15 protein-coding genes and 1 tRNA gene are annotated in these 13,893 nt (G+C 50.9%); 3 read left to right on the top strand and 13 right to left on the bottom strand.

Annotated elements, in window-relative coordinates:
• The 4 genes from RDK48_RS09595 to RDK48_RS09580 all read right to left on the bottom strand — a co-directional run.
• On the bottom strand, positions 1 to 884 hold an 884-nt coding region (locus RDK48_RS09595), incomplete at its 3' end, for a glutamine synthetase III (protein WP_308587914.1).
• A 48-nt stretch (positions 885 to 932) separates the two neighbouring features.
• The gene (locus RDK48_RS09590; protein WP_022658689.1) at positions 933 to 1,271 is read right to left on the bottom strand and encodes a P-II family nitrogen regulator; all 339 of its coding nucleotides are present in this window, start codon (positions 1,269 to 1,271) and stop codon (positions 933 to 935) included.
• A 29-nt stretch (positions 1,272 to 1,300) separates the two neighbouring features.
• Entirely contained in the window at positions 1,301 to 2,509 is a 1,209-nt protein-coding gene (locus tag RDK48_RS09585) for an ammonium transporter (RefSeq protein ID WP_298997262.1), read from the bottom strand.
• A gap of 542 nt (positions 2,510 to 3,051) precedes the next feature.
• Positions 3,052 to 4,659, bottom strand: coding sequence for a sigma-54-dependent Fis family transcriptional regulator (locus RDK48_RS09580; protein WP_298997265.1), 1,608 nt, complete (start codon positions 4,657 to 4,659; stop codon positions 3,052 to 3,054).
• A gap of 314 nt (positions 4,660 to 4,973) precedes the next feature.
• Here RDK48_RS09580 and RDK48_RS09575 point away from each other — a divergent pair.
• A tRNA-Glu gene (locus RDK48_RS09575) sits at positions 4,974 to 5,050 on the top strand.
• Between the two features lie 322 nt (positions 5,051 to 5,372).
• On the opposite strand, the gene RDK48_RS09570 is transcribed toward RDK48_RS09575, so the two are convergent.
• Together RDK48_RS09570 and RDK48_RS14970 are read right to left on the bottom strand one after the other, a co-directional pair.
• Positions 5,373 to 5,474: a DUF4172 domain-containing protein gene (locus RDK48_RS09570; protein WP_308587920.1), complete on the bottom strand. Its 102-nt coding sequence runs from the start codon at positions 5,472 to 5,474 to the stop codon at positions 5,373 to 5,375.
• 455 nt (positions 5,475 to 5,929) lie between these two features.
• A complete protein-coding gene (locus tag RDK48_RS14970; protein WP_374042260.1) occupies positions 5,930 to 6,067 on the bottom strand; it encodes a lmo0937 family membrane protein in 138 nt (45 codons plus the stop codon).
• Positions 6,068 to 6,250: 183 nt separating this feature from the next.
• Between RDK48_RS14970 and RDK48_RS09565 the strand changes: the two genes are divergently transcribed.
• Positions 6,251 to 6,982 (top strand): Crp/Fnr family transcriptional regulator, encoded by a 732-nt coding sequence (locus tag RDK48_RS09565; protein ID WP_298997268.1) that lies wholly within the window; start codon positions 6,251 to 6,253, stop codon positions 6,980 to 6,982.
• 118 nt (positions 6,983 to 7,100) lie between these two features.
• Here the strand turns inward: RDK48_RS09565 and RDK48_RS09560 are convergent, their stop codons facing one another.
• From RDK48_RS09560 to RDK48_RS09535, 6 genes are all read right to left on the bottom strand, one after another.
• Positions 7,101 to 7,274: a glycine zipper domain-containing protein gene (locus RDK48_RS09560; protein WP_308587918.1), complete on the bottom strand. Its 174-nt coding sequence runs from the start codon at positions 7,272 to 7,274 to the stop codon at positions 7,101 to 7,103.
• Between the two features lie 88 nt (positions 7,275 to 7,362).
• The gene (locus RDK48_RS09555) at positions 7,363 to 7,884 is read right to left on the bottom strand and encodes a hypothetical protein (RefSeq protein ID WP_298997271.1); all 522 of its coding nucleotides are present in this window, start codon (positions 7,882 to 7,884) and stop codon (positions 7,363 to 7,365) included.
• 68 nt (positions 7,885 to 7,952) lie between these two features.
• On the bottom strand, positions 7,953 to 9,008 hold the full coding sequence (locus tag RDK48_RS09550) for a lipid A deacylase LpxR family protein (protein WP_298997276.1): 1,056 nt from the start codon (positions 9,006 to 9,008) through the stop codon (positions 7,953 to 7,955).
• Positions 9,009 to 9,264: 256 nt separating this feature from the next.
• Positions 9,265 to 9,834 (bottom strand): BON domain-containing protein, encoded by a 570-nt coding sequence (locus RDK48_RS09545; RefSeq protein ID WP_298997279.1) that lies wholly within the window; start codon positions 9,832 to 9,834, stop codon positions 9,265 to 9,267.
• 59 nt (positions 9,835 to 9,893) lie between these two features.
• Positions 9,894 to 10,076, bottom strand: coding sequence for a CsbD family protein (locus RDK48_RS09540; RefSeq protein WP_298997282.1), 183 nt, complete (start codon positions 10,074 to 10,076; stop codon positions 9,894 to 9,896).
• Positions 10,077 to 10,210: 134 nt separating this feature from the next.
• Positions 10,211 to 10,600, bottom strand: a complete 390-nt coding sequence (locus RDK48_RS09535) for a PRC-barrel domain-containing protein (RefSeq protein ID WP_298997284.1) — start codon at positions 10,598 to 10,600, stop codon at positions 10,211 to 10,213.
• 1,100 nt (positions 10,601 to 11,700) lie between these two features.
• Here RDK48_RS09535 and RDK48_RS09530 point away from each other — a divergent pair.
• Entirely contained in the window at positions 11,701 to 12,213 is a 513-nt protein-coding gene (locus tag RDK48_RS09530) for a hypothetical protein (RefSeq protein ID WP_298997286.1), read from the top strand.
• Positions 12,214 to 12,635: 422 nt separating this feature from the next.
• On the opposite strand, the gene RDK48_RS09525 is transcribed toward RDK48_RS09530, so the two are convergent.
• A complete protein-coding gene (locus RDK48_RS09525; protein WP_298997289.1) occupies positions 12,636 to 13,790 on the bottom strand; it encodes a DUF6051 family protein in 1,155 nt (384 codons plus the stop codon).
• Positions 13,791 to 13,893 lie beyond the last annotated feature (103 nt).

Raw genomic sequence — 13,893 nt, 5'->3', positions numbered from 1 at the left:
ACTTCGTTGTGGCGGGTCTTGGCCGGAATGCCCAGCGAACGCAGCTCGTTTTCCAGATCCTGCATGAAGCTCATCACGCGGGGAGGAATGGAGCCGAAGTAGTGGTCTTCCATTTCCTGACCCTTGGGCGAGGTAGCGCCTATCAGGGTACGGCCAGCCATCAGAAGGTCAGGGCGCAGGGCGGCCAGGTTTTTGTCCACCAGGAAGTATTCCTGCTCGGGGCCGACGTTGGCGCGCACATAGCTGGCCGTGGTGTTGCCGAAGAGCTTGAGAATACGCATGGCCTGACGCGACAGGGCCGATATGGAGCGAATGAGCGGGATCTTGCGGTCAAGAGCTTCGCCCGAGTATGAGTAAAAGTACGTCGGAATGTGCAGGGTGGCCCCGTAAGGAGCGGGGATGATGAACACCGGCACGGAGGGATCCCACGCGGTATAGCCGCGGGCTTCAAACGTGGAGCGGATGCCGCCTGAAGGGAAGGAGGAGGCGTCCGGCTCACCGCTGATCAGCATCTTGCCAGAGAATTCGCTGATAACCTGACCATCAATGGTGGGCGACAGAAAGGCGTCATGCTTTTCGGCAGTGAGGCCGGTCATGGGATGGAACCAGTGCGTGTAGTGCGTGGCGCCGTTCTCGATGGCCCAGTCCTTCATGGCATTGGCGACAACATCAGCGATTTCTGGATTCAGGCGTTCACCATCGCGGATGGTCTTGGCCAGCTTCTTGAACACATCCTTGGGAAGGCGCTTGCGCATGGTGGCTAGACCAAACACGTAGCGGCCAAAGATGTCTTCCGCGCTGCGGCCTATTTCATCAGCGCTGGTGGGGATGACCGGTGCAGTGTTCACTGCTTTGAACAAAGCTTTTTTGCGGGGGGAACTCATACCCTCGTCTCCTTTCTCAAGTTGTTGCTAGTATCAGGCACAGCCCGATTAAAGGGCCTCATCGCCGCGCTCACCAGTGCGGATGCGGATGGCATCCATCACATCACTGATGAAAATCTTTCCGTCGCCAACCTGTCCTGTGCGGGAGATGGACACCACAGCATTCAGAACAGTTTCCAGCATGTCGTCGTGCAGCACGACCTCGACCTTGATCTTGGGCAGGCAGTCCACCTGCATGGTGGTGCCGCGATACACTTCAGTGTGCCCACGCTGGCGACCAAAGCCCTTGATTTCAACGTAGTTCAAGCCGTGGATGCCCATGTCGGTAAGCGCGTCCTTAACCTTGTCAAACATGCTGGGCCGGATGATGATTTCAAGCTTTTTCATAGGTCGTTCCTTTGCTGTTTCCCGTTGGACTACAGGGAGTAGCCGCGTTCGTTGTGCTCGCTCAAATCGAGACCGGTGAATTCCTCTTCAGGCGTAACTCGCAGGCCGACAACCGCGTCAACCACATAGAGGATTATCCGGGAAACTATGTAGCAATAACCCCAGGTAGCCACAATGGACACGATCTGGATCCAGGCCTGTTCAGGATTACCGTAGAACAGACCGTCTGAGTTGTTAATGGCCGCGCAGGCGAACAGACCGGTGGCAAGCGCACCCCAGGTGCCGCCAACGCCATGAATGCCGACCACGTCAAGGGCGTCGTCGTAACCGAACTTATTCTTCAGGAGCACGCCGCCGTAGCAGATGATGCCGCCAACAAAACCGATCAGCATGGCGGGCAGCACTTCCACAAAGCCCGCGCCGGGGGTGATGGCCACAAGGCCCGCCAGTGCGCCGGAGATAGCGCCAAGGCTTGTGGGCTTGCCGGTACGAATCCATTCAACGAGCATCCAGCCAAGAATACCGCAGGCGGAAGCCATGTGGGTGGTTACAAGGGCCTGACCAGCAAGGGGACCGGAAACCAGGGCGCTGCCAGCATTGAAGCCGAACCAGCCGAACCAGAGCAGGCCGCCGCCAAGCAGGGTAAGGGGCAGGTTGTTGGGCGTTGCATGCGAGCTGCCAGTGGAAAGCCGCGGTCCAAGGGCCTGGGCACAGGCAAGAGCCGCCGCGCCGGAAGACATGTGCACAACTGCGCCGCCAGCAAAGTCCAGAGCGCCCATCTTGCTCATCCAGCCGCCGCCCCAGACCCAGTGGGCCATGGGCGAGTAGACGAAGAGCAACCATAAGCCGGAGAAAACAAGCATGGCGGAGAAGCGGATGCGCTCAGCGTAGGCACCGGAAATAAGGGCCACGGTAAGAGCAGCAAACATGCACTGATACCCCATGAAAACCGTGTGGGGCAGCTGGGTGGCGGCAGGAGCCGACTCGCCGCCCACGCCTTTGAGGAAGAGGTAGGAAAGATCGCCGATTATGCCGCCCACATCTTCGCCAAAGGCCAGAGTGTAACCCACAACGGCCCATAATACAGAGATGAGAGCCAGCGCGCCGTAGCTGTGCATGTGGGTAGAAAGGATATTGCGGGAGCGAACCAGGCCACCGTAGAAGAGGGCCAGCGCCGGGGTCATCAGCATGACCATGGAGGCGCAGATCAGAATAAATGCAGTATCCGAGGCGTTCATACGGACATCCTTCAGCGTAGTTCGGACCGGCGAGGGAGGCAGGGTGCCGCACAGTGCGGCAGGCTGGTTTCCGTCGTTCCGTTCCGCGTTTAATAGAACCTCATCCTCGTGGGCTGGCGCCATGCCCACACTGCGGCACGATGCCGCAGCAATACCCTGCTTAGGCATGAAGTGTGCCAAATGTGTTTCGCTGTGGAGGTAGAATGTGTAACAAACTGATTTTATGTATATTTTTATTTTAAAGGGCAGACAGGAAGAATTGCAGGAGGTTGGCGTCTGTGGAATATTTCTACGTTGATGTAGAAAAAAAGAGGCCCCCCGGAGCGCTGTTTCTTGGCGCATGGGGGGGCTCTTGAATAATTGTGTTATTTAGGTGTCTTATATGAAAAAATCAAAAAATTGCAAAAATGTAGAAATTATTGGTACATCTTTGTAATGAGCGAAAAATTATTAAATAACGTACTAGAATTTATTATAAAAAATTCATATTTGGAGCAAATTCTGGCCTTTTTTTAAAATACAGTTTTGTAGAAACTGTATATCTACTCGGTTTCGTCCTTACGGTACACGGGGCGAAAAGCCTTGTAGGTTATGCCGTACTTTTTCATGCGCAGAGCCATGATCCTTTCCGTCAATCCAAGGCTTGCGGCGGCCTTGCCCATCTGGCCCTGGCTGAACTCAAGCGCTTCGGTGATTGATGCGCGTTCCAGTTCGTCCAGCTGTTCCTGCAAACTGCCGGAAAGCCCCTGCCGGATCAGCCCGGGCGTGAGGCCGGAACTGGCGGCGGCGCGGCTGCCGTGCAGGGCAGGGGGCAAGTGCTGGGGCAGAACAAGGCCTTCGCGGCCCAGCAGCAGCACGGCGCGCTCCATGACGTTTTCAAGTTCGCGGATGTTGCCCGGCCAAGTATAGCGTTGCAGCATATCCATAACAGAAAGGGAGAGGCGCACATTATTGCGCCCGTTGGCCAGCGCGTATTTTTTGATAAAGTGGTTTGCCAGCGGCAGAATGTCCTCTGGCCGGAAACTCAGGGGCGGCAGGAAAATGGGGAAGACATTGAGGCGGTAGAACAGATCGCGGCGGAAGGTTTCTTCCTCAACCATTTTTTCCAGATCGCGGTTGGTGGCGGTGATAAAGCGCACATCAACATAATGCGTTTCCATGCCGCCAAGACGCTCAAAGGCCCTTTCCTGCAACACGCGCAGCAATTTTGCCTGGGTCATGAGCGAAAGCTCGCCCACCTCATCCAAAAACAGCGTGCCGCCGTTGGCAAGCTCAAAGCGCCCCTTGCGTGTGGCGTTTGCGCCGGTAAAGGCTCCGCGCTCATGGCCGAACAGTTCGCTTTCAATGAGGTTTTCTGGCAATGCGGCGCAGTTGAGCGAAATAAAGGGCTTGTTGGCGCGTGTGCTGCCCGAATGGATGGAGCGCGCAGCAAGTTCTTTGCCCGTGCCGGATTCGCCCTGTAGAAAAACTGTGGTGCCGGACGGGGCAACCTGCGCAATCTGCGCGTAGACCTTTTGCATCACTTCGGAATTGCCCACAAAGCCGCGCGGCCTCAGGGGCGAGGAAGCTTCTTCATCCATGCGGCCCTGCGATTCGAGGGCGGCATGCCCAAGCAGGGTTGATATAATGGTGAGCAGGCGCATTTCGTCTTCAAGCGTGGCATCGTCCACGAGCAGATGGTCAACCGACAGCGCGCCCACAACCTGGTCGTTAAGGCAGATAGGCACGCAGATGAAGGAAATGCCCTCCTTTCCCAGATCGCGAGAGCGGGTGCGGTTCAGAAAAAGGGGCTCTTCAGATACATTAGATATGTACATGGAGCGCCCGGTTTCGATCACGCGTCCGGTGATGCCCTCGCCGCGCACGTAGCGGCCCCGGCGGGCCTCGGCGGGTTTGAGGCCGTAGGCAGCCTCGATGCGGATTTCGCCGCTGTTGGGCGAAATAAGCGTGATCGCGCCGCGCATCATGTGCAGATGCTCTGCCATGAGCTGGAGCGCCTTGTTCAGGGCAACCCCCACATCCGTGGCGGAGTTGACCACATTGGAAAGATCCAACAAAAGGCGCAGCTGCTCTTCGCGGTGGCTGTCTGCGTTGGCGGGAGAGCGCGACACGGTGCCGGGACGGGGAGATGTATTGCTGGATTTTTGCATGCCGTGCTTATACCTCAGGCCGGGGCAAACATGCAATCCGTCAGCGGGTTACTAGCCGCAAGAAAGGGCTGCCGGGGGGAGGGCACTTGCGCGGGTTGGGGGCTGGGCCAGCTTAGGTTGCAGTGGGGTAGTGGGAGAACGGACTTTGTGGGGGAAGGGATAGCGGCCTAACTGATTTAGCGGCGCGACAGGATTAGGAAACCCCAGCTCTTGATCTGGCCATCGCGAAGCTCCTGACCGCTGAATTTTATGCCAATTTTAAAAAGTCGCTTGACACCTGCCCCCTATTGCCGTAAATACACCCTTCACAGCGCGTCCCCATCGTCTAGCCGGCCCAGGACAACGGCCTTTCACGCCGTCGACAGGGGTTCAAATCCCCTTGGGGACGCCAATTAAGAAAGCAAGCTCTTACGAGAAATCGTAGGAGCTTTTTTCGTTTTGGGCGTTTTCCCCGTAATTTGGAGCCTTATTGATTGGCAGCTTTCTTCACCAAGGTATAGCTCGTGCTGCGCCCGCCGCTCTCGCCTTGTCGCAAAATGTCTTATCCGATCAATTCCCGAATATCCCGCAAGGCCGTATCCGGCGAACATTTCGCCAGTTTTGCGTATTTGCCGCTGGTCAGTTTTCCCTCGAATCCGGTTAACAGGCGGTTGATGATAGCTCGCTGGCGTTTGCGCCCAGCATCATTTCAACAACGGCTTCCGCGTTTCTGCTCAGGGCATCAGGCCGCCGATGTCAATTCCAAGCCTTCGAGCCAGTGAAGAGCGCACCTGTGCCACGTCACGGGATTCCCCTTCAATTACGCTCGACTTCACCGCATCCAGGGGCAAAATCTCCAAGCCAGCCTCAGCGCGAGGAGAAGCCAAGGGCTTGCATCCCCCCTTGGAGCAGACCCGGCTTGTGGCGCATGGCGGCAAGCTGTTCCGCCAGCTTTGCAATGGCCCACTGAAATGATGGTCAGTCCGGCCGCCTTTCGTGAATATAGCGCAGAATCACCGCATTTCTTCGGCATATATTCACCGCAAAAATTGCGGTGAATATATGCCGTAAGCGCCGCATTTTTGTTGCGGGGGCATCAAAATACATGACGAGTTTGATAATGCGTCGCCATGCCATCTGTCCGTTAAAGGTCGGCCAAGGGAGCAGTGCATCCGCTTAGGATAAGCATTACTCTCAGAGCGGTGGGCAACAGTTCATTGGCTGGCGGACACAGGAAAAATTCCGTGAGAAGAATCTGACCTGTATCTAGCGGAAAGAAGTGAAACCACTTCTAGAGCCGTCGGCCCTGCAAAAATCTGATTACGATAACGACAACCGCAATGACCAAAAGTATGTGGATAAAGCCACCCAATGAATAGGATGTAATTATTCCCAATAACCACAATATGACAAGGACAACAGCAATCATTTCAAGCATATGCACCTCTGTGTTTGATGTTAATTGCTTCATGAGCAGAAGCGTCATTAAAAATCAGATACGCGTGTGCGGTAGAGCACATACATTACCAACTTATTATTGTACCTTTAAAACGATTGCTCGAACAAAATATGAAATATATAATATTTTATCATAACTTTTGAGGATACCAAGATGCTTAAAGATCCTGCCCCAGACCAAAACCGCCTTCTTGCAGCATTACCCACCCATATTTATGACATGTTGCTCCCTCAGCTGGAGTTGGTGTCAATGCCGCTTGGCAAAGTTTTATACGAATCCGGCGATGTCATGCGCCATGTCTATTTTCCAATAGACTGCATTATCTCGCTATTATATGTGATGGAAAACGGCGCTTCAGCGGAAATTTCCGTAGTTGGCAACGAAGGCATCATTGGCATCTCACTGTTCATGGGAGGAGAAAGTACCTCCAGCAGAGCTTTGGTACAAAGCGCTGGCCAGGCATACCGCCTGAGCGACAAGCATTTTAAAGATGCTGTTAGTCGTCACGTTGCAATGCTACAACTGATGCTGCGCTATGTTCAGGCATTAATTACGCAGATGGCCCAGACAGCCGTATGCAACCGACATCATTCCATAGACCAGCAGCTCTGCCGTTGGCTTTTGCTCTCACTCGATCGCCTGCCGAGCAATCAGTTGAGCATGACGCAGGAGCTGATCGCCAACATGCTGGGGGTTCGCCGCGAGGGAGTTACCGAAGCCGCAGGCAAGTTGCAGCGACTGGGGGTCATTGAATACCGCCGGGGGCAGATTACAGTGCTGGACCGCCCAAAGCTTGAAGAGCTGTGTTGTGAATGCTACGCGGTTGTCAAAGCAGAAACCGACCGCCTATTGCCTTTTCCACCAAAAGCCCCTGATAAAACCTAGAAGAATCAGAAACTGCTGAGTGCAAAGCAACACATATCTCCCCTCCACCACAAGCGGTTTGACAGGCCATTTGTCATAATCTGCCTGCCAAACTGCTTAATGTGTCCAAGGGGTGTGCTTAACGGTTTTTGTTGTCCTGCGAATTACCGTATAGTCCCCCTGCCAAGCCACCCAGGGCTCCGCCAACCGCGGCTCCGACAGCCCAGTTTCCTCCCGTCAGCGCGCCTATGCCAGCTCCTGCGCCAGCGCCCAGTGCTGCTCCCGACAGGCCGCCTTGTTGGGTTTTACTCATATTTGTGCACGCCACGGGACCAGCAAACAGAAGAAAAATTGCAATGGTTGGGGCAAGTAGTTGTTTCATCATGATTCTCCATAGCTAATTAATATGCAGGCTGAGTTTTTTGTTTCTTGTGGCTTCCCATGGTTTGCTCAAGCCTCGTGGAAGTGTCACTTCCAGAACCAGGCATTGAAGCTTTAAGCTTGGGCTGCACCAACTCACTCCACAACACATCAAGAACAAGTCTGTCCTGCTTGCTGGGATTATTCATGCTGTAGCTGTTAACGGCACTGCGAATCTGTGTGAGGCTCATACCGTCCAGCCCGGTGCACCAGCTGCCGACCATGCTCTGCCGCAACGGCAGAATGCCTTTTTGACCCTGCCATTCCTTTTCGAGCTCAAACACGCTCACAATGCCTGCAAGAAAAGCGTATTGCTCAAGCTCTGATGAAGAATCCCACATCTTCAACGTAATAACGGGCGCACTGCCCTGTTTTTCAGTGTTCGCTGCATGTGCATTGCCAGGAAAGGCCCATATAACCATTATGACGACCATTGCTGCCACACAAAACATAAACCAGTACGTCATTTTGACCATTATAATTTCCTTATTGATATCATGCATCATGCTCTCCTTATTCAGATCGACCATTGCCATGTTGGCGAATATCAATTCATACCACATTTGACGCACTAAAAAGGTAAAACAAGAGTAATGGAACCAAAGTTTTGTGCCTCCTTCTGCTTTTTGAATTCTTCAGTCAGATAAACGTGTCTGTAGGCAATTTGCAGGCTGTTTATGGTTACGGCTGCTCCAAAACTTGCTTCCCCCACAAAGGGGTCTTTGGCCACGCGATGACTGTCACCCCAGGTGTTGCCATCCAGAAAAATATTGTGGGCAACAGCGCGGCCTTCAGCACCAGCGAAAATATAAAAACCCCAATCCTTGGATTGTCGTCCCCCCATGTCTTCGGGGGTTGGCGCACCAATGCTCGAACTGGGATGAATTTGTGAAGTGGTGAAGGATGGGGGCAGGTTCCAGCCAAGGCGCAGTTCCGAACCCGCAGTTGCCTGCGTCAGCACGTTGCCAGCTGTGAGTGTGTGGTACGGTAAAACATCCCAGCTTAATCCCGACCAAATACTTTGTTTGTTGAGGCGGTAGTTTCTGCCCCAGGAAAGGGTCATGGCAGGCTCATCATGCAGTTGGTTGTCCCAGCCCTTGGCGGTTTCAAACCCGCGCAACCGGTGGACGCCATTTTGCGCATATTCCGCCAGGGCGCTTGGCCCCACCACGCCCGCTGTAAGCTCAAAAGTGTCCATCATCTGCGTCTGCTTGGCGTGCAGGGCCAGGAAACTGTAAAGATACCCTGCGTACGGGCGATCATCTTCTTGAAGATCGCGAATCGTAGTATCTTCTGGCGTATAAATGGACTGTCCTGCCCCTGCTGAAATATTGTATTGTGTAACTTGCTTAGTTTGTGTCTTTTCAAATTTTTCCATTACCGAGTCAAAATTATCCGGGAAAATTCCATTTTTTGTAAGCGTATTTAATGGCTTAGATATAACTCTAAACTTAACAGCATTGGTATAGTACCCATCGTGGTGGTAAAATGAATCATTCTCATAATAGAGTACAAAAGTGCTCTTTTCCGCTTGTGTGTTGTCGGATTTGTCTGGTTCAACTGCAAAACACAGGCTATTTGTCAAAAGAAAAATTACAAGAAAGAGTGGAATAATATGGCAGTTCATAGTTGTTCCTTTATTGTTACAATAATAATCACTACGAACTGTCTTTACATTTCAACGTATGATGCAACGTTCAGTTACAAGAAACACTAATGCAAAACGTTGTTCAGAAATAATGTTGATGCTTATGAATTTTCTTGACATAGGGTATAAAACATAAGCATTCAATCATAAGCATCAACAAAAATTCAACGCTGAAATATTGTGCAAAGCATATTATAAATATGCTTGCGTTTTGCTTTGGCAAAACATTACACAATTATTCTTTAAGATTGTTTACAACGGACTTGACTCCCTTCACACGTTTTGCAATATGGGCGGCTAGCCTGGAGTGCTCCGACGAATCCGTTTTTCCCGAAAGGGTCACAACATTGTCCTTTGTTTCAACACTGATATTCAGCGTTGAAAGTCCCTTTTCCTTAAGAATATTTGTCTTAACGGCCGCGGTGATTGAAGCATCATCAACGTACTCACCAACTGACTGGTGTGCAGCGGCATCAACGAGCAAATTGTTCACAACATCTTTAACGCCATTGACGTTTTTTGCCACACGCACTGCAAGGTCTGAATGCGCTACGGTATCTATTTTGCCAGAGAGGGTAACGACTCCGTCCTTTGTCACCACATTGATGCTGAGCGAAGAAAGGCCCTTTTCGCCCAATATCTTGCTTTTTACGGCCGTTGTAATAACAGAGTCATCAAAGTATTCGCCTGCAGTTTGAGTGGAGTCATTGCTTGCTGCGGACGCCTCGTGCATTGTTGACATCGCAAGGGCCAGGCCAAGAGTTAAGATGAGGGCAACAAAAAAATCAGCGCATAGATTTTTCATGGCAATGCCATTTCCTTGTTTAGAGTTTATGCAATCGGGCAGCGAATTCTCAGCAGCAGTTAATCATCACGGGACTCTCTTATGCTGTCCTTGATGTCATTATACGAGGCATTGATCTTGCTGACGTTCTTCTGCACATTGCCCTCCACTTCCAGCTGCTTGTCGCCAGTTATTTTACCAACAACTTCTTTTGCATGGCCGCCTATCTCTTTAAGCTTGTTTCTGACTTTGTTATTTTTCATGGTATTTTCCCGTGTTAACGTGCAATACAGTGTTATGTTGGTGTTTGAGGGCATTTTCTGCACAGCTGGCAAAAAATGCCCTCAACCTTTTACTCAAATGCTCTCCGCAGCGGGCATGTTGCGATCAGCACTTTTTATTTTTCGGAATTGAACTCGGGCATTGCCTTGATTGTTTCTTTGGTCGCACCTGGCAAAATAAAGCGCGAATCCATCACCTTGAACTGGTTGAGCGGAACAACAATGTCGTGCTTGCCCATACCAAGGAATCCGCCGGTACTCACAACTGCATACGCAAGGCCTTCGCTGGGCGTTACAATAATATCTTCAATGCTGCCCAGCTTTACCTTGTCCTCGGTGAATACATCCTTTTTCATGATATCCTTTGTGATGCTCCACCCCTTTGAAGCGGTGATGGTCTGTTCTTTTGTCGCTCCAACTGTCTGGGCTTGTGCCATTGAGGCCCCGGCAACCAGTGAGATGGATGCAACAAGCGCGCAAATCATAATCTTCTTGAAGAAATACATATTGCTCTCCCGGTAATAGTTTGACTGCATCTGCATGCACATTGGCGAAAAGTTTCTAGATAATATCTAGTTTTCCAGGCAATGAGCGTTGCAATACTGATGCAAAATATATTGCTGCTGGATTATTGTTTACTGACACGGCAAAGGCTGGGCTTCGGTAAAAATAATTTGGTTTTTTTAATTAATTTGATTAATAATTTTTATAAAAACAGTTATACTAACTGCTATAATGAAATATTTATTATAATAAGTACAATTTGTAAGGCTTTTATAGAACTGATATGGATGCATATTTAAAGAGATTTACCAGCTGAACTTACCTTCATGCAAAAAATAAATACCGTCTGTACGCTGTGACACATTGTGTAATTTTATTTCATACAATTAATAAAAGTCAAAAGTATGTATATAATAGGCACAATTATTTCATTAATCATAGTGCCCGGTTGATTTAGAAATTGAGATAGCATTTGCGAGATTGATAACTTCGCAGATCCTTACGATGGAATCATCCCGGCTCTGCACAGCCATGGTCTGGCGGTTTTGGAGTAGACAGGAAGCGGAATCTTTGTGACCGGGCTTGGGCATGAGCAGGGCATGAAAGCGCTGTATTTTACATCCGGCCTAGGATTTTGCAGCAGCACATGCTCACAAGCGGAAGGGTATGGCAGGGCTGAAGGTGTGCTACCCCTGTCGTTGGGCGCCGTCTGTTGGGCGAGCGCCAGACGTGTGACTTTTGACGTATCCAACAGTTGCCAACCGACCACTGTTTGCTGGTGGGCGTTCTCCGGTTAACCATATGCGCGTGTATCAGGATAATGTGGCAGAACAGCCTGTTGGGACAAGACTAACCGACAGCCAGCTTGCAAAGCGCATACTGGCAAGGTTTTCACACTGCAACGAAATCAGCGTTGGTGCTCTGTCGGATTCGGGATTGCTGCGGCATGAATGATGAGGGCGAGAGGGTGCGCATCAGCGTCACCAGGCTTACTGCGATGCGCAGCCCCCAAGGCAAGGAATGTCTGAAATTCTCGCCAAGGCATTCAATATGGGATCATTGCTGTTCGGCTAAACAGCTAGCTCCAACATGCTGAGAGAGTATGGATTTTTTTTCGTCGTCGCAGATTCAGGAGATCTTCCAAAGAGGTCGTGCCGAGCAGATTGAGTTGGATGATCTGGAAAAGTTGCTGCCCGGACAGCCCGAGGAGGCTGTGGACTTTTTGGTACACGGGAGCAGATGGATCGTCAGGCAGGGTGTGCATCTTGATGTCGCCCTTTTTCTGGCGGAACAAGGCCCAGGGGAAAGCGACAGGCAAAGCTTGATGGTGATGGCGTCCAGGCTGAACAGCTTGGATTTGAAGCGGAACTTGTGTTTCGGGGCTTTTGCCGCACACTGGCCGCGCATTTCGGCGAACAGAGCCTGGGAAAAACCACAGGCCTGGAGTTGTTGGCGTCAGCAACGGTGGAGCGGGCCACGGTTTTCAGGCCCCAGTGATACAGGCGGCTCCCCGCCCGCGCTCAGACAACGCAGGCCGTCGCGCATGGAGCGCCCGCGCAAGCTGGGTAAAAGCCATGGCGGAGAGCTGTTCCTTGAAGCCTTATTAGCGCGATGAACGTCCTGTTCTGTGCCGGTGTTCGAGCTTCTGAAAATATGTCTGGGAATCAGCGGTGGCGTCTGGAGAAAAGCGTATTATGGTGACTCAAGTCCAAAATATTCTTGTGTGGCAAGATGTTGTTGCTATTTTTTACCACACGTCACCGAGATTTCGGACTTTTTTATTACTCCTTAGCCGGGCTGCAATGATATGGGATTATGTTTTTCGCAATGATCGGCCAGAGGCGTAAACTCTGGTGGCGCTGTTTGGGGCTGGTTGAAGACCACAATAAAAATGGGCCCTAAGGCCCTGTGGTGACTCTCGCATCGTGAGAGTATCCGGCAATTGCAAAACTCGGCGTGCCCGGTTTAGCGGCAACAACTCCGGGCGCGCCCGTTTGATTTGACAAAAAGTGTCATCACTTGTCTTAAAAAAATCCTCTATCTTTTCAAAAAATTGCAAATTCTTTCAAATGTGCGCTGAAACTGCCTATCAATATTACTGTACATTTTTGTAAGCACTGGAAATGGGTCTTCATGTCTGTATTTGTAAGTATACTGCATTATTTCAACATGAATTCCATTCTTTTCTTTTTCGCCAAAAGTATTGCGAATTTCATTAACCATAACGACATGGTCATCAGCCAAGGCGATCACGTAGCGCCGTGCCCCCATGCCCCGCAAACGCTCCTCCCGTTCTCTGCTGCCTGTCCCATAGTCCAGCATACAGCGAAAGGCCTTTTCAAACTCGGTGTTGTCAGAGAGCAAAACTTCAAGTCTTTCTTTTGAGAGCAGGCACTCCCGGAGTTTGCCCACAGCTTCGCTGTCGAGAATAAATTTTGATTCCGGGTGCAGGCCGCTGACAACAGGCCCGCCACAAAATGAAACATGCCGCGATGCTGAAAAATAGTCCGACCTGTTTGCCATCATAAGAAGATCACCGAGAAGGGTTCCAACGGAGTAGGTGAAAAAGTCAATTGTGGCAGTTTTATCGATAGCAGGGTGAAGATCAGTCTTTATTGTCTCCACAAGCTTGATGAGATCATAGTAACTTTCAAGACCAGACTGGATAAAGCGCTCAGGCTGTTCGCAAAGCCGTGCGCTGATGGCCGCATTGACAAAGCTGGAACTGGTGAGCGTTGGCAGGGTACGCTTCCGCTCGCGGCTCAGGTGCGCCATGCGTTGCGGATCTGCCCACCGGGCCGGGGCACGGTTCATATGAAATGCGAGGGGAAAAAGAACAACGGCGTGACCAGTCGCTTCAACCACTGATGCGGCCCACGGTAGATATTTGGTCCAGTATCGTTCATTCAGGCCATGAAGCATGATGACAACGTTGCGGGCTTTTTCCATGCGGGCCGGCATCATCACATGATATCTAAAATTATTATTCTCCTGAATTTCTTCATCAACTTCTGATCCCGTGGCGCTGGCAGGGGTCTGGGAATCTGCCGGGCCGACCTTCTGCCGTGCAGGTGAGTGAAAGCTGAAATTTTTGACGACAAAGTTATCCCCAAAAGGTACTTCGTCCTCTGAAAAGCTGATTCCGCCAGAAAAAAGTGTGACAAGTTTTGAATAAAGCATAGATGTAACCATTCAACTCCGTTCGATAGAAATGTAATTTAAATGATATTGTAAACATATATTGACTACTGCCAGCCAGGTTTAAATAATATAGTTACATAATATTGAAATGTCA

Origin of the sequence: uncultured Desulfovibrio sp. (genome assembly GCF_902477725.1) — a bacterium.
Lineage (GTDB): Bacteria > Desulfobacterota > Desulfovibrionia > Desulfovibrionales > Desulfovibrionaceae > Desulfovibrio.
Note: the sequence above shows the minus strand (reverse complement) of the source record. Positions and strands in the feature narration are given on the sequence as shown.